The 24494-nt window shown below is 48.7% G+C and carries 20 protein-coding genes; 5 read left to right on the top strand and 15 right to left on the bottom strand.

Features of this window, described 5'->3' with window-relative positions:
* Positions 1 to 13: 13 nt before the first annotated feature.
* From EDC16_RS11850 to fruA, 4 genes are all read left to right on the top strand, one after another.
* Positions 14 to 436: a hypothetical protein gene (locus EDC16_RS11850; RefSeq protein ID WP_232517257.1), complete on the top strand. Its 423-nt coding sequence runs from the start codon at positions 14 to 16 to the stop codon at positions 434 to 436.
* Between the two features lie 241 nt (positions 437 to 677).
* A complete protein-coding gene (gene fruB / locus EDC16_RS11845) occupies positions 678 to 2195 on the top strand; it encodes a fused PTS fructose transporter subunit IIA/HPr protein (protein WP_132968062.1) in 1518 nt (505 codons plus the stop codon).
* A gap of 2 nt (positions 2196 to 2197) precedes the next feature.
* Positions 2198 to 3139: a 1-phosphofructokinase gene (fruK, locus tag EDC16_RS11840; protein WP_132968061.1), complete on the top strand. Its 942-nt coding sequence runs from the start codon at positions 2198 to 2200 to the stop codon at positions 3137 to 3139.
* Between the two features lie 4 nt (positions 3140 to 3143).
* The gene (fruA, locus tag EDC16_RS11835; RefSeq protein WP_132968060.1) at positions 3144 to 4820 is read left to right on the top strand and encodes a PTS fructose transporter subunit IIBC; all 1677 of its coding nucleotides are present in this window, start codon (positions 3144 to 3146) and stop codon (positions 4818 to 4820) included.
* Between the two features lie 89 nt (positions 4821 to 4909).
* Here fruA and EDC16_RS11830 read toward each other — a convergent pair whose 3' ends face one another.
* From EDC16_RS11830 to EDC16_RS11810, 5 genes are all read right to left on the bottom strand, one after another.
* A complete protein-coding gene (locus EDC16_RS11830) occupies positions 4910 to 6931 on the bottom strand; it encodes a dipeptide ABC transporter ATP-binding protein (protein WP_132968059.1) in 2022 nt (673 codons plus the stop codon).
* The gene (locus EDC16_RS11825; RefSeq protein WP_132968058.1) at positions 6928 to 7785 is read right to left on the bottom strand and encodes an ABC transporter permease; all 858 of its coding nucleotides are present in this window, start codon (positions 7783 to 7785) and stop codon (positions 6928 to 6930) included. The genes EDC16_RS11830 and EDC16_RS11825 overlap by 4 nt, the downstream gene beginning before the upstream one ends.
* A gap of 12 nt (positions 7786 to 7797) precedes the next feature.
* The gene (locus EDC16_RS11820; protein ID WP_132968057.1) at positions 7798 to 8754 is read right to left on the bottom strand and encodes an ABC transporter permease; all 957 of its coding nucleotides are present in this window, start codon (positions 8752 to 8754) and stop codon (positions 7798 to 7800) included.
* Between the two features lie 48 nt (positions 8755 to 8802).
* Positions 8803 to 10290 (bottom strand): ABC transporter substrate-binding protein, encoded by a 1488-nt coding sequence (locus EDC16_RS11815; protein WP_132968056.1) that lies wholly within the window; start codon positions 10288 to 10290, stop codon positions 8803 to 8805.
* Between the two features lie 118 nt (positions 10291 to 10408).
* Positions 10409 to 11290 (bottom strand): homocysteine S-methyltransferase family protein, encoded by an 882-nt coding sequence (locus EDC16_RS11810; RefSeq protein WP_132968055.1) that lies wholly within the window; start codon positions 11288 to 11290, stop codon positions 10409 to 10411.
* A 150-nt stretch (positions 11291 to 11440) separates the two neighbouring features.
* Between EDC16_RS11810 and EDC16_RS11805 the strand changes: the two genes are divergently transcribed.
* Positions 11441 to 12322: a DUF808 domain-containing protein gene (locus tag EDC16_RS11805; RefSeq protein ID WP_132968054.1), complete on the top strand. Its 882-nt coding sequence runs from the start codon at positions 11441 to 11443 to the stop codon at positions 12320 to 12322.
* Positions 12323 to 12402: 80 nt separating this feature from the next.
* Here the strand turns inward: EDC16_RS11805 and purT are convergent, their stop codons facing one another.
* From purT to EDC16_RS11755, 10 genes are all read right to left on the bottom strand, one after another.
* Positions 12403 to 13584, bottom strand: coding sequence for a formate-dependent phosphoribosylglycinamide formyltransferase (gene purT, locus EDC16_RS11800; RefSeq protein ID WP_132968053.1), 1182 nt, complete (start codon positions 13582 to 13584; stop codon positions 12403 to 12405).
* A gap of 59 nt (positions 13585 to 13643) precedes the next feature.
* Positions 13644 to 14150 (bottom strand): S-ribosylhomocysteine lyase, encoded by a 507-nt coding sequence (gene luxS, locus EDC16_RS11795; RefSeq protein ID WP_132968052.1) that lies wholly within the window; start codon positions 14148 to 14150, stop codon positions 13644 to 13646.
* Between the two features lie 196 nt (positions 14151 to 14346).
* A complete protein-coding gene (gene gshA / locus EDC16_RS11790) occupies positions 14347 to 15942 on the bottom strand; it encodes a glutamate--cysteine ligase (protein ID WP_132968051.1) in 1596 nt (531 codons plus the stop codon).
* A gap of 17 nt (positions 15943 to 15959) precedes the next feature.
* Entirely contained in the window at positions 15960 to 16445 is a 486-nt protein-coding gene (locus EDC16_RS11785) for a YqaA family protein (protein WP_132968050.1), read from the bottom strand.
* A complete protein-coding gene (locus EDC16_RS11780) occupies positions 16442 to 17047 on the bottom strand; it encodes a beta-phosphoglucomutase family hydrolase (RefSeq protein WP_132968076.1) in 606 nt (201 codons plus the stop codon). The genes EDC16_RS11785 and EDC16_RS11780 overlap by 4 nt, the downstream gene beginning before the upstream one ends.
* Before the next feature lie 49 nt (positions 17048 to 17096).
* Entirely contained in the window at positions 17097 to 17726 is a 630-nt protein-coding gene (locus tag EDC16_RS11775) for a response regulator (protein ID WP_132968049.1), read from the bottom strand.
* 60 nt (positions 17727 to 17786) lie between these two features.
* A complete protein-coding gene (locus EDC16_RS11770) occupies positions 17787 to 20300 on the bottom strand; it encodes a class I adenylate cyclase (RefSeq protein WP_132968048.1) in 2514 nt (837 codons plus the stop codon).
* A gap of 180 nt (positions 20301 to 20480) precedes the next feature.
* Positions 20481 to 21515: an ABC transporter ATP-binding protein gene (locus EDC16_RS11765; protein WP_132968047.1), complete on the bottom strand. Its 1035-nt coding sequence runs from the start codon at positions 21513 to 21515 to the stop codon at positions 20481 to 20483.
* A 16-nt stretch (positions 21516 to 21531) separates the two neighbouring features.
* Positions 21532 to 23202: an ABC transporter permease gene (locus tag EDC16_RS11760; RefSeq protein ID WP_132968046.1), complete on the bottom strand. Its 1671-nt coding sequence runs from the start codon at positions 23200 to 23202 to the stop codon at positions 21532 to 21534.
* 86 nt (positions 23203 to 23288) lie between these two features.
* The gene (locus EDC16_RS11755; protein WP_132968045.1) at positions 23289 to 24302 is read right to left on the bottom strand and encodes a Fe(3+) ABC transporter substrate-binding protein; all 1014 of its coding nucleotides are present in this window, start codon (positions 24300 to 24302) and stop codon (positions 23289 to 23291) included.
* Positions 24303 to 24494: the final 192 nt, after the last annotated feature.

The following is a 24494-nucleotide window of genomic DNA, read 5'->3' as shown; positions in this document are numbered from 1 at the left end:
TAGCAACAAAGCAGTGATCGATTTACCTGATTCGCAGCGTGATGCCAAATCCTATGCTATCGCCTATCAAGCCACGGTGCAGTCTTTTCAAGGGATTGTAGGCGAGAATTATGAAGTGGATGATTTCACTCGTGGCGCACAGGCTTGGTATCGTGGTGATATCAAAACCAGCATCGCCAGCATTCGCGATCAGCTGTATAACCAGCTGCAAGACAGTGATTTGTATGCTTTTCGCAGCGGTATTGTATTTGCCGGCGAGTTGCAAAACAACTTTTCACGTTTAAATCAAAATTGCTGGTCGTTGTTGAACAAGCCCAGCCTGACCCAAGGCATTTATGATGCGATGCGTGATTTACGCCGTGATCGCGTGCGTGACGAAAACGATCCATATTTGACGACAGGAACCGAGCAATTTCTACAAAATTGTCGAAAATAGCAACAAAATGTGATTTAGGTCACTTTTTAGTGATTTTTATTTTGAACTGAAAATCAGAATGGCGAATAATAGCCGATAGATGATACTTGCTGCTTCACTGTTCAAAATGGGGCAGCAAAGTTTTTTTCTCTTTTTGCTGAAACGTTTCATCAAATAATAAGTGCCATACTTTTGATTTATTGGTAACCGTTGGAAGAGAGAATTTTCTTTTTCTTAAAACTATCTACAACAGGAGCATTGAATGTTTAACTTACCGGAACATAACATTCATTTATCAGCAACCGCCGATAATAAACAACAAGCGATCGAAATGGCTGCCAATGCGTTGGTGCAAGGCGGCTATGTCGCCGCGGGTTATCTACAAGGAATGCTGGCACGCGAACAGCAAACTTCAACTTTTTTAGGCAACGGTATTGCGATTCCACACGGCACGCTGGAAACCCGCGATATGGTCAAAAAAACAGGTGTTCAAATTTTTCAATTTCCAAATGGAATTGAATGGGGCGAAGGTAATACGGCTTATATCGTGATCGGCATTGCCGCCCGCTCTGACGAGCATCTAGCCTTGTTGCGTCAATTGACCCATGTGCTGGGCGACGACGACACGGCCGCTTCGTTGGTGACGCTGCAAGACAAAGCTGAGTTTCGCGCGATTTTAATGGGCGAGAAAAAAGAACCGGCATTGCAGCTGGATTTTATCACCCTTGATGTCGAGACCAACAGCACCCTCACCTTAACCGCAATCAATGCCGGCAAACTGGAGGCCAAAAGTGCGGTTGACCCACGCTTTGTCAGCCAAGTGATTGCCGATCAAGGATTGGTCATCGGTAATGGGATTGTGTTGAATGACAATGCGCAAGGCAATCAATTTAACGCTGTGGCGTTCAGTCGTGCCAAACAAGCGTTCAATAATGCCAACGGTGACGCGGTACAAGCCGTCATAACGGTTGCCGCCGTTGATGATCAATTAAATTCAGTTTTAGCACTCCTATTAACCGCCGAAACACAAACCGCACTTTTACAAGCAAGTAGCGCCGAGCAAATCATCGCCTTGCTGGACGGAAAATCTGTCGAAGCCGATAACACACAAAGCACAACAAGTGCGGTGCAGCAAGTTGTCGGCACTTTTACCGTGCGTAACGAACACGGTTTACACGCCCGCCCGGGTGCGTTATTAGTCAGCACCGTGAAACCTTTTGCCGCAAAAGTCACGGTTGAGAATTTAGATCGTCCGACCGCTGCCGTGAATGCCAAAAGCTTGATGAAATTGGTGGCACTGGGCGTCGTCGCCGGTCACCGTTTACGCTTCACTGCTGCAGGTGATGATGCCAAAGCGGCTATCGAAGCCATTGGCAAAGCCATTGCCGACGGTTTGGGCGAAGGGGCTGGCATCACACCACAACAAGCGGACAGCATTGAAGAGGTGACAAGTGCGGTTGCAACAGCAAGCACCACCCCTGCCACAGACGCAGTAAATAGTGACGGACAAATTGAAGGCACGTTCAGCTTGAAAAACGAACACGGTTTGCACGCTCGCCCTTGCGCCTTGTTGGTGCAAGAAGCGAAAAAATTCCAGTCTGCGATTACCGTTGAAAATCTGGATCGCCAATCTGCAGCGGTCAGTGCCAAAAGTATGATGAAAGTCGTGGCACTCGGTGCCTTGAAAGGACACCAACTACGCTTTGTCGCCAAAGGGGAAGATGCGCAACGGGCGATTGACGCTATCGGCGCTGCAATTGCCGCTGGTTTGGGGGAATAATCATGGCAAAGATTGCAACGATCACCCTGAATACGGCTTACGATTTGGTCGGGCGTTTAAAACGCATCGAGTTGGGCGAAGTCAATACCGTTGAAACCTTGGGGCTGTTTCCGGCAGGCAAAGGCATCAACGTAGCAAAAGTGTTGCACGACTTGGATGTTGCGGTGGCCGTCAGCGGTTTTCTTGGTGAAGAGAATCAAGGTGACTTCAGCCAACTGTTTAAGACGTTGAAACTGGACGATAAATTCCAGCGTGTTCCCGGTAAGACGCGTATCAACGTAAAAATCACTGAAACAGAGGCTGATGTCACCGACCTGAATTTTTTGGGCTACCAAATTGATGATGCCAGCTGGGCAAAATTCGTCGCAGACTCTTTAAATTGGAGCCAAGATTTTGATGTCATTGCCGTTTGCGGCAGCCTGCCGCGTGGCGTCAGCCCGGAGCAGTTTACCGCCTGGTTAAACCAATTGGGTCAGCATGGTGTGAAAGTGGTGTTGGACAGCAGCCACGCCGCCTTAACCGCCGGACTAAAAGCCAATCCGTGGCTGGTGAAACCGAATCATCGCGAATTAGAGGCTTGGATCGGTAAACCACTGCACAACTTAGAACAAATTATCGCCGCCGCCAAACAATTGAAAGCACAAGGCATTGCCAATGTGATTATTTCGATGGGCGCTGAAGGTTCAGTCTGGCTCAGCGATCAAGCCGTGGTGCAGGCACGCCCGCCAAAATGCGAAAACGTGGTCAGCACCGTTGGCGCAGGTGACTCAATGGTCGCCGGTTTGATTTATGGTATCAGTCAAGGTTGGCAACAAGCGCAGACATTGGCTTTTGCTAGCGCTGTTTCTGCCTTTGCCGTTTCACAAAGTAACGTCGGCATCAGCGACCGCACTTTAGTTGATGACATTTTGCAACAAGTTCAAATTAACGTAATAGAAGGATAATCACATGAACATTCTACTGGTAGAAGATGCCGCTTTAGGCAAGGCGAAAACCTTTTTGGTGCGCCAAGTATTCGCTGCCGCCGCTGCAAATGCCGGACACAAGGTGGTTGAACGTGCCGCCGATGCCGATATTGCGCTGGTATTGGGTGACAATTTACCGAATGATCCGCAACTGGCCGGTAAAAAAGTCTATCTGGCAAACTTGAACAGCGCCTTTGCCGCACCGGAAAGCACCGTTGCCGCAGCACTCACCAAGGCAAGCGATTATGTTGCCCCAAGCACCAGTGCGGTCAACGTATCCAGCAATAGCGTGAAAAATATCGTTGCTGTCACCGCTTGCCCGACCGGCGTTGCGCACACGTTTATGTCGGCAGAAGCGATCGAAGCCTACGCCAAACAACAAGGTTGGAATGTGAAAGTGGAAACCCGTGGTCAAGTGGGCGCCGGCAATCCAATCAGTGCCGAAGAAGTGGCTGCGGCTGATTTGGTGTTCGTGGCAGCAGACATCGACGTGGATTTAAGCAAGTTTGATGGGAAATTGATGTACCGCACGTCTACCGGTTTGGCCTTGAAAAAAACTGCGCAAGAGTTCGACAAAGCCTTTAACGAAGCCAAAATCTTCACTGCAACTGCACCAAGTGCGGTTAAGCAAGAAGCTAAAACCGAGAAAAAAGGCGTGTACAGCCACTTGATGACCGGGGTATCACATATGCTGCCGGTGGTGGTTGCCGGGGGATTAATCATCGCGCTGTCATTTGTCTTCGGCATCGAAGCCTTCAAAGAAGAAGGCACCTTGGCAGCAGCGCTGATGAAAATTGGCGGCGGCAGTGCTTTCGGTTTGATGATTCCGGTGTTGTCCGGCTATATCGCCTACTCGATTGCTGATCGCCCGGGCTTAACACCGGGTTTGGTCGGTGGAATGCTGGCTAGTTCAATTGGTGCTGGTTTCCTGGGTGGGATTATCTCCGGTTTCCTTGCCGGCTATGTCGCTAAAGCGATTGCCGATCATGTGAAACTACCTCCAACCATGAATGCGTTAAAACCGATTTTAATCATTCCGTTTATCGCGACTTTGGTTGTTGGCTTGGTGATGATTTATATCGTCGGTGAACCGGTTGCATGGATTATGCGCAGCATGACCGAATTTTTGACCGGGATGCAATCCGGCAGTGCGATTCTGTTGGGGATTATCCTAGGCGCAATGATGTGCTTCGACATGGGCGGCCCAGTCAACAAAGCGGCTTATACCTTTGGCGTCGGCTTGTTAGCATCCTCGTCCTATTTGCCAATGGCCGCGGTGATGGCGGCAGGTATGGTGCCGGCACTGGGCATGGGCTTAGCCACTTTCCTGGCGCGTAAAAAATTCAATGCCAGCGAGCGTGAAGGCGGCAAAGCGTCATTCGTGTTAGGTCTGTGCTTTATCTCCGAAGGCGCAATCCCATTCGCCGCTCGTGACCCAATGCGTGTGATCCCAAGTTGTATGGCTGGCGGAGCCTTAACCGGTGCACTTTCGATGCTGTTCGGTGCAAAATTGATGGCGCCACACGGTGGTATCTTTGTGTTGGCAATCCCAGGTGCCATTCAACCGGTGTTGTTATATCTCGTGGCCATTATCGCAGGTACTGCCCTCACCGGCTTCCTGTATGCTGCGATTAAACCAAACGAAGAGAAATTGGTATAATCGTTTTCAAATAACAACGAAAAACCTCAGCCAGCGGCTGGGGTTTTTTATTTACCGATTAAGGTGTGTAAGCTTAGGATCTGTACTGGTCAGAAAATCGGAATCATTAATTCAGGTTGGCTACGGTGGCAAAAAATTTGGTGCCCGTCGGCAAAAGTGCGGTTTGGTGGTGATTGAATCTCACATATACCAATAATTTTTTTGGGGCAACGGTGTTGAAACGGACAGCCTTGTGGCGCTGGAGTCTCGAGGATACTGTCGTCACGCAACAGTTTTGGTGCATTGTTTGGTTGCGGCTCTAAAATTGCGCCCAGCAAAACTTCGGTATAAGGATGAAACGGCGGGCTGAAAATCTGTTCGCTGCTGCCGATTTCACAAATTCGCCCTTGATACAACACCGCAATCTGATCGGCAAAGGCGCGCACCACCGCCAAATCATGCGACACCAAAATATACGCCGTGTTCTTCTCCGCCTGCAACTGTTTCAGCAAAGTCAAAATGGCGGCTTGAATCGAGACATCTAGCGCTGATGTCACTTCGTCACACAAAATCAATTGCGGTTCGGCAGCAAAAGCGCGGGCAATTCCGATCCGCTGCTTTTCACCGCCGGACAGCTGTGCCGGAAAGCGTGGTAAATAGCTTTTCGGCAAACGCACCGCTTCCATCAGCTGTTCACAACGTTGCTGAAGTGCGGTTCCGCTGAGTTGAAAGTAGCGTTTTAGTGGTGCCGATAAAATTTCTGCAATCGTATGCCGTGGGTTTAACGCACTGTCGGCATTTTGAAAAATCATCTGTAAGGCTTGCAATTGCTGTAGGCTACGCTGTTTGACCGTTGCCGCCAGGCTGGTTTGCCCGAGTTGCACCGAACCTTGCAACGGAGCTTGCAAGCCGGCAATCGCCCGCAATATCGTTGATTTTCCTGAACCGGACTCACCGACTAACGCCAGCGTTTTTCCTGGCTGCAAACTAAAATTAATCCCGGCAACGGTTGCAAATAGTGAACGCTGTCGCAACCGATCCAGCCAACTGCGAGGTTGATAACTGATTGCCAGATCACTCACCGTCAATAGAGGGGTCGCTGCGTCTGTCGTCAGTGCGGTGGTTTCTGCGGTTGCTGCCAACGGCAACCTCGGTGCGATAATATCAAAATGACAACGCACTTCGCTTTTCTCTGCTTGACTGGGGTCAGCTTGGCGAAGCAACGGAGCTGTTTGACGACAGACCTCTGTAGCATTAGCACAACGTGGCGCAAAAGCACAACCTGACCGCACTTCGCCCACTGGCGGCGGAAACCCTTGCAACGCTAATGGAATGCGCTTGCTCTGCATGCGTGGAATCGCCTGTAGCAAGGCTTGAGTATACGGATGTCGCGGTTGGCTCAGCAGCTGCTCACTGTCGCCTTGCTCCACAATTTCACCGGCATACATCACCACTACTCGCTGGCAAACCCGGGCAATCACGCCCAAATCATGGCTGACATACACCATTGCCACTTGAGTTTGCTCGGCAAGCTCGTGTAAAAACTCCAAAATATGCGCTTGCGTGGTCACATCCAGCCCGGTGGTCGGCTCGTCCAGCAACAAGGCTTTTGCACCGCACGCTAATGCCATCGCAATCGCCACCCGTTGTTGCTGACCGCCGGAAAGCTGGTGCGGATAACGCTTCAACAACGTTTGTGCCGACGGCAAACGCACCAAATTTAGCAGCTCAATCACTTTGCGGTGCCGTTGCTGCCGATCAAGACGAGTATGCAGTTTCAGGCTTTCATCAATTTGCGCACCGATGGTTAAAGTTGGCGTCAACGCCTGCCCGGCATTTTGCGGAATCAAGGCAATTTGTCCGCCACGCAAGCGGTTTAATTGTTTGGCTTTCAAACTGAAAAGCGGCTGTTTGGCAAAATAAACTTCCCCCTCAAAACGGGTCAAACCGCTCTTGAGATAGCCCATTAAGGCCAGCGCCAAAGTGGATTTACCGGAGCCTGATTCGCCGACAATGCCGATCGTTTCACCGGCTTTAATGCTTAGCGAAATACGGCGCAAAATCGGCTGTTGGCGGTTATCCTTACTAAAACCCAAATTCAGATTATCGACTTTAATCAATTCGGCACTCATCGTGTTACCTGCTCTTTTGCCCGATCAACGCCCAGCGCCTTGCCCAGTGCGTCTGCCAGCAAATTAATACCGATAATCAAACCGGACAACGCAATGCAGGGATAGACCACCGCCCATGGCGTAATCGAGATAAAACCGCGCTCGTTGGCAATCATCAAGCCCCAATCCGGGGTTGGCGGCGTGGCGCCGAAGCCAAGAAACGACAATGAAGAAAACGCCAATAACATCCAACTCCAGCGCATCGCCCCTTCGACCAATAAAATATCCGCCACATTCGGCAGCACTTCGTGCCAAATCAAAGTGCTCAAACGTTCGCCGCGCGCTTTTGCTGCGGTGATAAAATCCCGTGACACCACTTGCAGGGTGGCAGCACGTGACACTCGAATCACCGCCACGCCATAAAAGAAACCCAGAATCGGCACCACCGTCCAAGCGCCACCTTGTGTGACTGAAGCCACCAATAACAAAAACAGCAGCCACGGAATCGACAGAAAGGCATCGACCAAACGCATGCTGATTTCATCGGTTTTACCGCCGAGCACGCCAAGCAAGATGCCGACAAAGCCGCCCCACAATACCGCTATCGCCGCAGCACAGGCGGTGACCACCAGCGCCAAACGTCCACCGTATAGCACCCGGCTGAACATATCACGCCCCAAACTATCCGTTCCCATTAAGTGTATCCACGACGGCGCCTGCTGAATTAAATCAGCCTGCTGAGCCGTCGGATCATAAGGCGCCAGCCATGGTGCGAGCAGTGATAACAGAATATAGGCGACAGTCAGGCTTAAACCCAGCACCCCTGACGGACGAGAAACCATGCGTTGTAAAGTAGGTTTGAAAGAATGAAACATGGCAGATTTCCGTTAAAGTGCGGTCTTCGCATGGCGCAGACGTGGATCAAGCAGCAAAATCAGCAGATCTGCCAGCAAGTTGACCACAATGTAGATGATGGCAAAAATCAGCGCAATCGCTTGCACCAACGGCAGATCGCGGTCATAAATTGCCTGTAACATCAGCGTGCCCATGCCCGGATAGTTAAACACCTGCTCGATCACCACCACACCGCCCAGCAGCCAGGCAATTGTCAACGCCACCACGTTAATCGCCGGAATCAGCGCAGACGGCGCAAGGTGTCGCCAAAAAATGCGACCTGCCGGTACGCCTTTCAGTTTCGCCATTTGGATGAAATCCGACGCCATCACCTCAATCACCGCCGCCCTGGTCATGCGCAAAATATGTGCCGTCATCACAAACGCCAGCACCAGCACCGGCAATACCAGGTTCGGCAACAAATCCGCTATCGGTGCATTCGGTGGCACGGTGGTAATGGCCGGAAACCAGTTGAGCCACACCGCAAACACAAAAATCAGCAGCGCCGCACTGACAAATTCAGGAATCGTCATTGCCAACATGGCCACGCTGGAAATCACCAAATCCGCCGGTTTATCGCGCCGAATCCCCGCCCAAAAGCCGAACAGCAACGCCAGCGGAATACCGATCGCCGCCGCAAAGCCGGATAAAAGTGCGGTATTGCGAAACCGCTCTTGCACCAATTCGCTGATCGGTTTGCGCCGTTTCAGCGACGTGCCGAAATCCCCTTCGGCAATGCCGCCGACCCATTGTTGGTAACGTGCCAATGCCGGTTTGTCCAAGCCTTGCTGTTGAATACACTGTTGCAAGCGCACTCCCTGCGCCGCCCGTTGCAGATAGGCGGTGCAGACGTTGCCGGGCAGTAGTTCAACCACACTAAAAACCAAGCCTGAGACGAAAATCAGGGTGAACAGGGCGAAAAACAGGCGTTGTAGAATCGTTTTAATCATAAGTGCGGTTTGCCGCCATAACAGAGGCTTGGGCGGCAAAATCAACGGTTATTTTTTTTCAATATCTTGGAAGCGGATTGCCATCTCTTCGGTATCCGCCGCCAAGCCGAACAGTTTGGCGGAGATCACCCGCACCGCATTTTGGTGGAACGGAATAAATGCGCCACCTTCAGCAAACAATTGTTGTTGCAGATCACGATAAATCGCTTTGCGTTTGGCAAAATCCAGCTCTTGCCGTGCTGCATCCAATTTCTGATCGAAGGCGGCATTATTCCAATGGCTTTCATTCCATTTTGCGCCGCCGCGATAGATTTCGTTGAACACCTGATCGGCAGGACGTTGGAACCAAGAAGTCACAAAAAACGGCTCAACCATCCAAGTATCGGTCCAATAGCCGTCTGCCGGCGTGAGCGCCAGTTTTACGTTGATGCCGGCAGCTTTAGCTTGTTGTTGATACACTTCCGCCAAACGCAACGTGCCGTAATCCACATCGGAATAGTATAAGGTCACCTCAATACCGTTAGGATAACCGGCTTGCGCCAACAATTTTTTCGCCCCGTCGATATCGGCTGCACATTGCAAGTCGGTCGCATATTGATCGCCTGACCACACCGGGGTATCACAACTGATGATATAACCGTTTTCGCCCATCACCAATTTACCGAACGCTTCACGATCGGCAAAAATCCGCATTGCCTGACGCACTTTCGGGTTGTCGAACGGCGCAGTATCGGTGCGCATGATTAACCCCGCCCAGCGCCCGGTCGGTACGTTTTGAATCGTATAACGTGTTTTATCGGCAAACAGCGGTTGTTGCTGTGCTGTGACGGAAAACAGCATGTCAATCTGCCCGGCTTGCATCGCCGATACGCGCGCTTGCTGATCCGGAATCGCAATAATATCCAAATTTTCGGTTTTGGCTGGCCCTTCCCAGTAAGCGTTAAAACGGGTGAGTTGGGTTGTGCCTGCCGGATCCAGTTTGACGATTTGATAAGGCCCGGTGCCGTTTTCACTTTCGCACAACTTGCTCATCTCGTTGTGACAGCTCTCTTTGTCTAATATTCGTACACGATAATCCATTAACAAAATCGGGAAATCCGCATGCGCTGATGTCAGATTAACTTGCACCGTCAACGGATCCAGTGCGGTCACCGATTCCACAATCTCCAAACCGGCGCGCGCCGGGCTATCGATACTTTCCGATTTAATCCGCATTAAGGAAAACACCACATCTTCCGCATCGAAGGCATTGCCGTTGTGGAATGTGACCCCTTGGCGCAATTTAAAGGTCCAAGTTTTGGCATCTGCGCTGGCTGACCATTCAGTTGCCAAATCCGGCACCGCTTGCTCATGCTCGCCTTGACGCACCAAACGGCTGAATACCGTTTGCGATAAATAGGAAAACGGAGTTGGCGAGATCGGATCGAGCGATTCGGCGCCGCCGTAACCCAGTTCATGCGGAATACGCAAGGTTTCTGCCTGCACCGAGGCGGAAAGTGCGGTCAATACTACCGCAGCGGCAACAAAAAATTTCATAAGTAATAACCTGTATTGGGAGTGTAAATTTGGTTAGAGAGAATAGCATATAGCATTCTATACGGCTATATCGAAATCACACTTTCTCACCGGGCTCATCATAACTTATGGTTATAACTTATTGCCGTAATTGATTCAGGCACGCAATATGCTGCGGAGTGATGCCACAACAACCGCCGATAATCTCCGCCCCCGCCTGTTGCCAGGTTTCGGCATAAGTGCGGTATTCATCTGCCGACAGGTCGCGCAATTCACTCAACCCTTGGTTGGCGGCGCCTTTGTTCGTCTGCGGCGAAAAACCGTTGGCATAAACGCCGATTTTTATTTTAAGCGATTGGTTTTCCAGCCATTGTTTTAATCTCCTAACCGCACTTTGCATCACTTCCGGAATCGAACAGTTAAACAAAACCGCTTCCACTTGGTTTAGGTTGAGTTTCTCTAATGTCTCAATTAGTGTTTCGCCCGAACGCAAGGTTGGCGTGTCCAATGCACTATCATCGAGGGTAAAGGAAATCCAGATCGGCTTAGTTTGGTTTGCCAATAATTGCAACAACAATGCGGCCTCGTTTGATGAGGACATGGTTTCGCCCAACCAAACATCGGCATACGCCTGTTGCTGTGCGATAAACATCTGCCACACCGCACTGGCCTGTTGCGTATCAAACAGATCCGGGCGATAGCTGCCGGCCACCGGCGGCAAGCTGGCGGCAACAAGGCGGTTTGGATAGGCTTCGGCGGCTTCACGCGCCAAACGCGCAGCCAGTGCAACCAGTTCCGCCCCCTGCTGCACAAAGCACGCTTCGCCCAAATGAAACGGTACGCAAGCGTAGCTGTTAGTGGTAATAATATCCGCACCGGCGTCCAAAAAATTGCGGTGCGCCTGCGTGACCCAATGCGGTGCTTCAATCAGCGCCAATGCCGACCATTCCGGCTGTTGAAACGGCGCACCGATGCGCAACAATTCACGCCCCATGCCACCATCGAGTAGTGTAAAATTCATCTTCTGCCTCACTGTTACATTTGCGTTAAAATAGTAGAACAGCACTCGCTAAATAGCAACACAGCCTAAAAATTTCTTTATTGCTTTCTCAATACGGTTTGCTATAGTGCATTCGATTTTTACACCTGTTTACAACCAAAAGAGACGATCATGGCATTTGCTTCACTGTTTACCCTATTAGATGATATCACCGCCGTATTGGACGATGTGGCGCTGATGACCAAAGTCGCTGCCAAGAAAACCGCCGGTGTGGTCGGTGATGATCTAGCGCTGAATGCCAACCAAGTCGCTGGCGTGCGTGCCGAACGTGAGCTGCCGGTGGTCTGGGCAGTGGCGAAAGGCTCGTTTTGGAATAAAGTGATTTTGGTACCGCTGGCCTTGCTGATTTCATCCTTTTTTCCGGTGGCGATTCCGTATTTATTGATGATTGGCGGTGCCTATCTCTGTTTTGAAGGCGTGGAAAAGATTTTTCACAAGCTGCTGCACAAGCACGACACTGAAGTAGAAAGTGAGGTCAGCGGCGAGATGACCCCGGAACAAGAAAAAGACAAGATCAAGGGGGCTATTCGCACTGACTTTATCCTGTCGGCAGAAATCGTCACCATTGCGCTGGGCATGGTCAGCGACTATAACCTGCTGACGCAAACACTGGTCTTGTCAGCAATTGCATTGGGGATGACCGTGCTGGTGTACGGCCTGGTTGGTGGCATCGTCAAACTAGACGACTTAGGATTTTGGTTAATGCGCAAGCAAAGTGCGGTCAGCCAAGCCCTCGGCAGAGGCATTATTTTTGTGATGCCACACTTTATGCGCCTGCTCAGTGTGGTCGGCACGCTCGCCATGTTTTTGGTCGGTGGCGGTATCATCGCCCACAATCTAGGCATTCTGCACCACTGGCTAGAGCAGATGAACTGGCTCGACGGCTGGGCGTTTAACCTCGCGAGCCTGATTATCGGTGTGGTTTGCGGTGCGGTGGTACTGCTTGTCGTGGCTAGCGTCAGTTCTGTGTTTAAGCGCAAAGCCACCCACTAATTAGCTACAGCTCACTACCAGAAAATACAAAAGTGCGGTATCAGCCTCAGCCAAGCCGCACTTTCTGCGTAACATCAACCTTACAACTCAACCACCAACTTATTATATGCCGTTCTGACTTTTGCCAGCGCCGTTTCCACGCTTTCATCGCGGGCTAAAATCACGCCCAAACGGCGGTGACCGTTAACTTCGCCTTTGCCGAACAGGCGTAAATTGGTGTTGGGTTGTGCCAGCACTTGTTCTAAATTGCCAAACCGCACTTGCGTGGATTGTCCTTCGACTACAATGGCTTTGGATGCCGACGGGCTGATCAGATTAATCGGCGGAATCGGTAAGCCGAGAATCGCGCGGGCATGCAGCGTAAATTCAGAGAGTTCCTGTGAAATCAAGGTCACCATGCCGGTATCGTGTGGGCGCGGTGAGACTTCATTGAAAATCACGTCATCGCCACACACAAACAACTCCACCCCGAAAATTCCTCGACCACCCAAGCCCGCCGTAATTTTGCCCGCTATGCTTTGTGCTTTTTCAAGTGCGGTCGCTGACATCGCTTGTGGCTGCCACGATTCGCGGTAATCGCCGTCAATTTGAGTGTGTCCAATCGGCGGCAGGAAAGTCGTGCCGCCAATATGCCGCACCGTCAGCAAGGTGATTTCATAATCGAATTTGACAAAACCTTCTACAATCACCCGACCGCCACCGGCTCGCCCGCCTTGCTGTGTATATTGCCACGCCGCCTCCAGCTGCTGCTCGGATTTAATCACACTTTGCCCATGCCCGGAGGAGCTCATAATCGGCTTAATCACGCAAGGCAGCCCAATTTCTGCCACCGCACTTTGTAATGCAGCAAAATTGTCCACAAAGCGGTAATTCGAAGTTGGAATGCCGAGTTCTTCTGCGGCAAGGCGGCGAATGCCTTCACGGTTCATGGTTAAGCTGGTCGCTTTTGCGGTCGGAATCACATTAAAACCTTGCTGTTCCAGTTCCAGCAGCGTATCAGTGGCTATCGCCTCTACTTCCGGCACGATATAATCCGGCTGTTCTTTTTCCACCAATGCTTTCAGGGCTGCACCGTCCAACATCGAAATCGTGTAGGCACGGTGTGCCACTTGTTGTGCCGGCGCATTTTGATAACGATCAACGGCAATCACCTCCACCCCTAAGCGTTGCAATTCAATCACGACTTCTTTACCCAATTCGCCGGCGCCCAGCAGCATCACTTTGGTGGCAACGGGCGTTAACGCTGTTCCGATAGTAGTCATAGCTTTTTCCTTGTTCGCTAAATAGAAAAAACCGAGCAGAGGGCTCGGTTTATAGACGATTAATGTTGCAGTAAGGCGGGATCAAGCGCCAAATCGGCATTGTGATTAACGCCAATAGTGGCCGCCAACACACGGCGGGCAATCTCCTGCGCTTGTGGCAATGAGTGATCGGTATAGGTGCCGCATTGATATTCATTCAATTCAGGAATATCTTTTTGATCAACCACCTTCAACACATCTTGCATCGATTTTTTCCATGCTTCGGCAACTTGCTGCTCACTTGGCGTACCGATCAAACTCATGTAAAAGCCGGTGCGGCAGCCCATCGGCGAAATATCGATAATTTCCACCTGCTCGCTGTTCAAATGGTCACGCATAAACCCGGCAAACAGATGCTCGAGCGTGTGCACCCCTGTCATCGGCATACTTTCAAGATTCGGGCGGCAAAAACGCAAATCAAACACCGTGATATCATCACCTTTCGGGGTGCTCATAGTTTTGGCGACACGCACCGCCGGCGCCTTCATTTTGGTGTGGTCCACAGTAAAACTATCAAGTAACGGCATAATTTCTCCTCAATGCTAAAAATCTAAAAATTTAAAAAATAATTTGAACTTTCTATCGGCTGTTTGGTCTTATTATACAAGCAACTTGCAGTTGTTTTCTAATAATTAAGTTGGTTCCTTAGGTTATTTCGCGCTCTCTTGTAGAGCGCTTTTTTTATGGCAAAATTCTAAACAAAGATCAACAGACCCTAGTACCCTACGCCTGATTTTGTAACGCTAAATACTGCTCAAAACTGACTTCATCCGCTTGTTCAATCGCCTGTTGTTGCCGCACTGAATCCTGAACCGCTTGTTGCAATTGCTGTTCGCTGAGCGTGCGATAAGGCTGTGATAAAAACGCCTGTTTAAATTTCTCGGCTTGTCGCTCAGCGAAAGCAGCGATGCCCAGCTGCTGACAATCGGCTAATACTTTTGCTGATAAAGTCAAATTAGGATCAGCAAACGCTTGGCGCAACTCACGGCAAATTTGGACATATCCCTGCTCCTGCCCGACACAATCGACCACCGCTGCCAATTGCAGCAGATCATCAAAAATCGCTTCACCCATCGCTTGCAGTGAATATTCATTCTCATCACAGCCGACACCGATAGTCTGCTGCGGTTTACGCCCTGCCAAAATGACTTTATTCCAGTTTTTGCGGCAACACTGCTGTTCGCTGTCGCCCAACGGTGGCGCCTCGGCCAATTCACACCACAACATAAACAGATCCAGAAAATAGATTTGCTGTTCGCTGATGCCGACGGCAGAATACGGATTGACGTCCAGTGACCGCACTTCCACATATTGAATTCCACCACGCTCCAATGCGGCGACCGCTCTTTCTCCCGGCAGGGTGACCCGCTTCGGACGGATTTGGGCATAAAACTCAGCTTCGCTTTGCAACACATTGGCGTTCAGTTGGCGATATGTTTTAGCTTTCTGTTTGCCTGATTGCCCATCCGCTTGGTTGATCGCTTGGTCAATCGCTTGAAATTGCGGTTCAGGGCGGCGAGTGGCAGCACGCAACGAGGCGGTATATTGGCTCAATTGGTTATAATTAATCCCCAGATTGGATTGCGTATCCGTGGTGTAACCCAAATCACTCAAGCGTAACGAGGTGGCATATGGCAGGTATAAAAAGCCATGCGCAGACTGTTCAAACGGAATCTGGGTTTGGCGTCCTTGCAGAAAGCAGCTGCAAATTGCCGGTGAAGCGCCAAACAGGTATGGGATCACCCATCCATAGCGCAGGTAGTTGCGGATCAGGTTGAAATAGCGTACTGACAACTGATCTTGTTGTTGCGCTTCAGTCAGTTCGGGGAAGCGGCGCTGCCAATACGGTTGATCAAACGAAAAATTGTAGTGAATCCCGGCAATGGTCTGCATCAATGCGCCATAGCGATTTCTCAAGCCTTCGCGATACAAGGTTTTATATTGTGCCAGATTGGAGCTGCCGTACTGCGCCAACACAATGTCGCTTTCATTATTGATAAAACACGGCATGCTCATTGGCCAAAACCGCTCTTTGCCCATGTGTTGCAAGCTGAAACGGTGCAGATCCCATAAAAAATCGGTCAGTTCACCGGCTTTTTCCCGCACCGGCGTGACAAATTCCATCAGGCTTTCGGCAAAATCAGTGGTGATCCACGGGTGGCATAATGCCGAACCTAACTGTGTAGGATGCGGTGTCAATGCCAAATGTTTATCCGGCAGAAAACGTAATGTTTCCCGTTCCAAGCCACGTTTGAAGTGCTGTACTGCTTGCGGGTGCTGTTGTAGCCATAAAAGTGCGGTATCTAGGTTTGGTAACACGGTGCTTTCCTCGTTTCTTAAAGCTGGCTCAGGGCGATCAATAAAAAATAACGCAGTCCTTTCCCTAACGTAATAAAAATCAAACTAGGCAGCCAGTGCAAACGTAGCCAACCACTTGCCACACATAACAAATCGCCGATAATCGGCAGCCAACTGAACAATAAAGAAACACTGCCGTAGCGGGCAAGCAGTTGTAGCCCTTGCTGCTGTCGCCGATTTAAATGCTGCCATTCCGGCATGCTGACCATGCGCCCCACTGCATAGCTGGTCATACTGCCGAGGCTATTGCCGACAGTGGCAACCCACCATAGATTGAAGATTGCCAGTATATTGTTTTCAAAAGAGAAACGGTTTAATAACAGCAAACCGCTAAAAACCACTTCCGAATTGCCAGGCAATAAGGTTGCGCTTAAAAAAGCACTGACAAACATCAGTAACAACTGACTTTGCGCCACCCAAGCCGGCAACCAATTCAGCCATTCACCAGACAAAGCGTCGCTCATCGCTCAGCTTTTAATAAGCGGTTGTCGCGCACATCAAACACGTCCATCGCGCCAGCATGACTTGCCGTAATCCCAAAATCGCCGTCTTCAAACACCAGACAACCGTGCGGCGCCACCCCGAGCAACTCGGCACAACGCAAAAAAGTATCTGCTGCGGGTTTATGATTGAGCACATCGTCAGAAGTGACGATAGCGGAGAAATAACGGGCTAAATCAAATTTTTCGATTAAAATCTCAGTCATTGAGCGATGTGCGCCAGTGCCCAACGCCATTGGGATTTTTCCGTTGAAATAACGCACAATTTCAAAAGCCGGCAGCAATACCGCACTTTGCAACACTCGCTGCACCCCCAACTCACGTTTTTTCTGCACCACCTGTTCCAGCAGGTGCAGCGGCATGCCACCATCGCGCATAATCGCTTCGGCAATAATGTAAGTGGTTGCCCCGCTCAGTTGGTACATCAGTTCGCCATTTAATGGATAACCAAAATATTCACCGGTTTCAACCCAAGCCTGTTCATGCCCCGGCATGGTATCGATCAGCGTGCCGTCCATATCGAAAATCAGCCCTTGGTAGCCGCTGATAATCGTTGGGCTTAATATCAAATCCGTCATAAATCCAATCTCTATTCAAGCTTGACTCAGGGCGTAGTTACACGCCTTTATATTGCAAATACAGCACTGTTGCCGCCACGCGCGAGTTCACATTCAATTTGCGCAGCATATTACGGATATGCACTTTGACCGTCTCTTCCGAAATAAACAGCATCTCGGCGATCTGCTTATTCGACATGCCTTTGGCAACCCGCTCCAACACCGCACTTTCACGTTCGGTCAGCGAAAGCAGTGGTTCAGGAGAGATTTTACGTTGCTGTAATTGGTATTGAATCTCAGGACTATAAACAATTTCGCCATGCGCCAATTGTTTAATCTGTTGTAACAGCAGATCCGGTTCACTGTCTTTCAATAAATAACCGTCTGCACCGGCATCAACCAACGCAAAAATATCGGCCTTAGCATCGGATACCGTCAAAATCCCGATATGGGCTGTCACGCCTTTTTGCCGCAACTGCTGCAAAGTTTCCAAACCGGTCAACCCTTTCATGTTGAGATCCAAAATGATCACATCCGGCTCTTGCTGTTGCGCCAAACGAATCCCTTCCTGCCCGTTGCTGGCTTCGCCAATCACTTGAAAGTCAGGTTCTAATTCAAGCAGCTGTCTGATCCCACGTCGCATTAACGGGTGATCATCGATGATAAGAATACGGTATGATTGCGACATAAATTTCCCCACTAGCCGATAAAATGGCTTTTATTATAGCGTTTTTTGAGCAAATTAACGCTATCTTGGATCATAATATTGCAAATGTTGCTGGCTGTGGAACGGCACAACTTTGTTTTCACCGCTGTTGGTCGTGATCAATTGGTAGAATTGCGGATAGTTAAAACTGTAGCCTTCAAAACGATCTTCACCGCCAAAACGGCTCATGGTATACATTTTATTAATTTCTTTGATTTTATTCTGCTTCTCATCGTGGCAATAGTAGTACACTTCCGGATTGTTGTATTCATCCAAAATATAAACATTAAAGCTACCGTTACTATTATCTTCAAAGAAAAATTGCAAAAACCCTTCACTAGCGAATTCGCCGATTTCTAGTGGAAAATGGTATTTATGATGCTTCACTTGCGTATCTGTATTGCGAACTGATTCAAGATCATGCTTATTCGCCGTTTCGCAGCGCACAACGCCACCTTCTTCAATTTTTAAGTCACGGCTTTCATAGGAGAAATTCCAAACCTTGCCACCCACTTGCAATCGGTTGACCGAACGTTTATTTAAAATCACACCGACTTGAGTATTAATACATTTTTTAATCAACTTCTCGGTTACGGTCAGCATTTCAGCACGATAGCGTTTGCTGTAGCAGAAGACTTGTACCGACTCCAATGGATTAGCGCCACGATGGATTTTATGTGCCAGCACTTTCAAGCAGTTTAAAATGGCATGTTCGCCGGCAAAATGCAACGTGCGGATCTCATTCCAGCGGTTGCGATAGATCAAATCGATGCTGCCAACCAAGCTCTGTTGCTTTGGTCCAAAGTTGAACAAATCGTTGGACGACACACTGCGTCGTTGGTTGCCATCAATCGATTCGGTTGGATCATGACTAAGATTTACGGCAACAAACAGGTCACGCAATTCACACGGATGGCTTAGTTCCTCATTACTTGGGGGAGCGGTTTGTTGTGCGAGTGACAAACGCAAATCGGTGACAAATTGCTGAATCTTACCCAACCCGATGGTTTGGCTGCGAATATACAGATGGGTTTTGGCTCCAAGCAAACCGTTAAAATAGGCCCAAGCCACCAATTGGCTAAGATTTTCGGCATATTCCACATAACGCTCATTCGAGCTGGAGACTTGCTTCAGACAGCAATTGATAAGATACCAGCCGTCTTTAACCGCACTTGAATGACGAACTTCGACAAACATCAACTCTTTCTCAGTGATGTTGTCGGCAATTTCGCGATTAAATAGCGTAACTTTCTCCGGCAGCACTTCAAATGCGGTATACAGCTTGCGCGTCAGAATGCTGATGTCTTCCGGCATCAAGTCTGCCGAAATTTTTTGTTTGCGGGCAAAGATAATCAGATTGCGGTAGCCTTGCATCAAAATGCCGACCAGACTGTGATAAAACGCTTTGACCTGCTTAATTTTCCAACTTGCATGGCCATTCAGGGAGCGAATATCCTGTGGCAACCAACCCCAATCAGCAATCAGCTGTTGCAACTGCTGATAGCGCCAATTATCCGAATTCTGTACGCCAGCAAAATCACGATTGGCTTTAATATAGAAACAACGACGCACTAAATCCAGCCGATGCAGATCATTGATGCGCAAAAGATAACTGCTGACTTGTTGTAACATTGCCAGATAAGGGTCAAAGTGGTGATCAACCGGTGTCGCTGATAACAATTGCTGTTTAAATTGCTTGGAAATCAGTTGTGGCTCCGGATATTCCGCCATCAGAGCCTCCAGCAATAACACCTTAATCACCGATTTATACGGTGAATCCACCGCTTTGAACAGATGCCACAAAGTCGCACCAAAATATTCATTGGCGGACAACATTCCTAAGCTGCCAAAATCAACCCAATCATTCGGTTTGATTTTGCCTTCCTGCACCCATTTTTCGACTAAGGTGTCATAATGCTCTTCATTGTTGACCGGCATATGCAGCCACAGCAATGGTTTGCCGGCCAAGCGGATTGCCGAACGGTAAAATTCGTCTAGCAACAACATATACTGACTGCTGCCGCAATGTTCAGTGCTCAGTGTTTCGGAATAGGTGATATTGCGGAAATGATTTTCATCCAGCAGGTAAAAATTGACTTCAATATTTAACGAATTTGCCCATTTTTGAATCAGCAAGGTTTTTTGCAACAGTTTATTACGCTGAACAAGCGTCAAGTGCGGTTGGTGGCAGACCCAAATATCCAGATCAGACTGGCTGTTTTGTGTCATCGAACCGGTACTACCCATCGCATACACGCCACGAATGAGTGGGGTTTCGGTCGGTTGCGTGATTGAAGCTGAGAATTGCGTGAAATCGTCATCGACAAAAATTTGCTTCAGATATTTAAGCTGATAACGTGTTGCTTTGAAATCCACAATGCCAGCCGGCGCATCATTGACAAAGCCCGGTAATAACGTATGGTTGGTATTCAGCAACAAGGTGAGTAACTGAAAGACATGTTGAAACTCATCCGAGGTGCCTACCAAGGATTTCTGATAACGCGTCTTGTCCAATGCCGCCACTAACTGTTTAGCAGATTTAAGATAACTACTCAAAAAACCATCTCACAACAATCAAAACATTTAGTAAATGTGACTTATGTCACATTATGTTAATCCAAGGTTAAGCCTATCACTTAAACCTGATCAGGTAAAGCTAAGTCAAATTTTTTAATAAACTAATTAATTGTCATGTCAGTTGTCATTGCGACTGCGTGTTTTAAGTCTCAGATCATACTAGTGAAATAGATTGATCAAATCCGATTGTGCCGCTAACCGCACTTGTCTTCCAATCGCCAAATTATCCTGTGCATAGACAGACAACTGCTGTTCACCGACTTTCAATTGATATTCAAACGTATGCCCCAAAAAGTGTCGTCCAATAATGGTTGCATTTGGCTTGCCCGTAATGGAAAGTTGCAGCATTTGTGGGCGCAACAAACAAAAGAGCGGTTTCAGCCGATCAATCGGTTGCCCGTTTGCCAAGGTTAGTACACTTTGCCCGCGCAATTGCCCCAATTCAGACTCCAGCGTTTGTGGATCAGACAAACGGCAAGGCAAATAGCTACCACTGCCGAGAAAATCCGCAACGAAGCGACTATGTGGGCGCTGATACAGCTCAACCGGCTCGCCAAACTGTACAATTTTACCCTGCTCCATCAGCGCCAGTTTATCGGCAAATACAAACGCCTCTTCTTTGCTATGGGTCACAAACACCGCCGAGACTTGTTGCTGCTTCAAAATCCCTTTCATCTCTTCAATCAATTGATAGCGCACTTGGCTGTCGATATTGGAAAACGGTTCGTCTAGCAACAACAGATCCGGTTTACACGCCAACGAACGTGCGATTGCTACGCGTTGCTGCTGCCCACCGGAAAGTTCGTGCGGATAACGTTGTAAAAATGCAGAAAGTTGCACCAATGCAGCCATTTCCGCCACAATCTCAGCTTGTGCTGTTTTAGGCGTTTTACCCAGTCCAAACGCAATATTTTGCGCTACCGTTAAATGGGGAAACAAGGCGTAATCTTGAAAAATCATACCAATTTTGCGCTGTTCTACCGGAACTTGCGATAAATCCCGTTGATTGAGCACAATCGTTCCCTGTGTCAGCGGCACTAAACCGGCTATCGCTTTCAACAACGTGGTTTTGCCACAACCGCTGGCACCCAGCAAACAAAGAATATCATCATCTTGAATCTGCAAATTCAAATCCTGCAAAATGGTTTGCTGTGCGTAACACACTTGAAGATGGTTAATCTGTAACGATTTCATTCAACTTATTTCTCTTTTATCTGGCAGACTTATCCGCTAACAGCGAACGGGTCAAAATAATCACCGGCACCAATCCGACCAATACCAAAAATACCGCTGATAGCGAAGCTTGCTCTAACTGTTCATCCGAGGTTAAGGTAAAAACATGCGTTGCGAGGGTATCAAAATTAAAGGGGCGCAACAGTAATGAAGCGTTCAACTCTTTCATACTTTCCAGAAAAACCAACATCAGTGCGGTCAGCAAGCCTTTGCTCAATAACGGAAAGTGGACTCGCAGCAACATTTTCAAGCCGTTATAGCCCAAAGTACGCGATGCCATGTCAAGCGACGGTGCAATTTTGTTCAATGAAGTTTCAACACTGCCGATGCTCATCGCTGAAAAACGAATGATATATGCCGACACCAAGGCAAACATCGAACCGCTGAATACCAGCCCGACCAGTGGGCGATCCAGCCAGCGCATCAGATCATTCAACCAATGGTCAGCGGTAGTAAAAGGAATCATTAAGCCAATTGCCAGCACCGTCCCCGGCACGGCATAGCCCAATGAAGAGAGCGGCAGACCGTAGCGTGCCAAATATTGTCCGCTACGATTTTGTCGCTGAGTCAGGCGCTGCTGGTTTAGGCGTTTAAAAAACAGTAATAACAGCGCCAGCAACACGCTAATCAGTGCTGCGGTGATCGAAACCGACAGACTATTGTACGCATAGTGCCAAAAGCGATCATCCCAAGACTGCTCAAAATAATGGTATGACCAATACAACAGCTTTGCCAGTGGAATAAAAAAGGCAAAACTGACCAAGCCCCAGCAGTAACTCTGCGCTAGCCAGAGTTTCCAGCCGTGAAGCGGGCGTAGCGACTGACGACGCTCATAGCCTCTTTGGTACAGTTTTTGTTTGCGGCGACTGTAGCGTTCGAGGCTTAGCAACAGAAAAATCAAAAACAACATCAATAGCGAAATTTGCGATGCAGTACCCAAATCGCCCAAGCCGAACCAGGTGTCATAAACCGCAGTGGTCAACGTTGGCACCGCAAAGTAAGACACCGTACCAAAATCGCCTAAGGTCTCCATCGCCACCAATGCCGTGCCGATGGCCATTGCCGGGCGCACCAACGGAAACGTCACTTTTTTAATCAATCGCCAACCGCTTACACCCAAAATTTTGGCGCTATGATTCAGGTTTTCCGACTGTTCCAATAATGCAATGCGAGTCAATAAAAAGATATAAGGATATAACACCAGCGCCAAAACCAGGCACGCTCCGCCCAAGGTACGGATCGGCGGAAACCAGTAGTCTTGCCCACTACTCCAGCCAAACAGTTGGCGCAAAGCCCCTTGCACCGGCCCGGCAAAATCCAATAAATCGGTGTAAAGATAACCGACCAAATACGGCGGCATCGCCAGCGGTAAGCACATCACCCACTGCAACACACCCTGTCCTTTAAACTGAAAGGTGGAAACAATCCAACTACAAGGCAACGCAAAAATCAAGCTGAGGATCACCGTGCCGCCCACCAGCAACAGCGAATTTTTGAGGTAATCGAACAGCACCGTATTCCACAGGTGCGAAACACTTTCCCCTTGCGAAAAAGTGGATTGATATAAAATTGCCGCAATCGGCAATAGAAAAAAAGCGATGATCACCACCGCTGTGAAAAACCAGCTAATCCGCCAAAATTTATTCATGATTGTTACGAGCAACTACGATGACTACAAGCACAAAAGAGCGGTCAACACCGCTCTTTTTTTATCATGCCTATAAAAGTTAGTTATTATAGATCAAATTTCACTTCGTCCACTAATTTTAATGCTTTATCGTAATTTTCAGCAATGGTTTCCAACGGTAATTTATCCGCGTTGAACGTTCCCCAAGACTGCACTTGAGCAGAGAACGGCACACCCGGTTTCACTGGATATTCGTGGTTTAATTCTGCATAGGCTTGCTGTGCACTGTTGCCGCTTAAATACTCGACCAGTTTGACCGCATTGGCTTTATTCGGGGCATGTTTGGCCACTACCACACCGCTGATATTGACATGGGTACCATAGGAATCTTGGTTAGGGAAGTTGAGATAAGCTGCTTCTGCCCAGCTGCGTTGCTTGTCATCATCCAGCATTTTACCGTAGTAGTAGCTGTTGCCAATCGCATAATCACACACACCTTCTTTGATGGCTTTCACTTGGTCACGGTCACCACCTTGTGGTTTTTGCGCCAAATTCGCTTTTAAACCTTCTAACCAAGCTTTTGCTTTGGCTTCGCCGTCATGGGCGATCATGGAGGCAACCAGCGAAACATTGTAGGCATTTTTACCGGAACGCACACACACTTTACCTTTATATTCCGGTTTGGCTAAATCGTAGTAAGTGAAATCCGCCGGCAGTTTGCCCACACGATCTTTAGAGCTGTAAATCACGCGCGCACGTGTGGTCAAGGCAAACCACTGCTCTTTCGAATCACGATATTGTGCCGGAATATTTTCTTCCAACGCATGGCTGTGAATTGGTTGTGCCAGACCGGCATTCACTACATCCATCACGCGTTTGATATCAACTGTCAACACCACATCAGCAGGGCTTAATTCGCCTTCGCGTTTAATACGCTCAACCAATCCTTTGTCGTCAAAAATCAAATTTACTTTGATTCCGCTCTCTTTTTCAAAATTTTTCAGGATCGGTTCAATTAAATAGGGTTGACGATAAGAATAAACATTAACCTCTGACGCAACTGCAGAAGCCGCCATTACCGCAGAAAACCCCAATGCAATTGCAACATGACTTTTTTTCATTATTTTTCTCCATATTTATTTATCGGTTTAGAAATTCCACGCCAGTATAAACCAATCACCCCCGATGAAAAAGCGAATAATTATCATCTTTTTAAAAAAATGATCTTGATCACAGTTTCTCTATACAACGTCTCCTATTCAACAAGGTATTTTTGCTCTGCTGTCATTTTTCTAACTGCACTCACGCTGTAA

The organism is Testudinibacter aquarius (genome assembly GCF_004342725.1).
Lineage (GTDB): Bacteria > Pseudomonadota > Gammaproteobacteria > Enterobacterales > Pasteurellaceae > Chelonobacter > Chelonobacter aquarius.
This window is presented reverse-complemented; position numbering and strand designations above follow the sequence as displayed.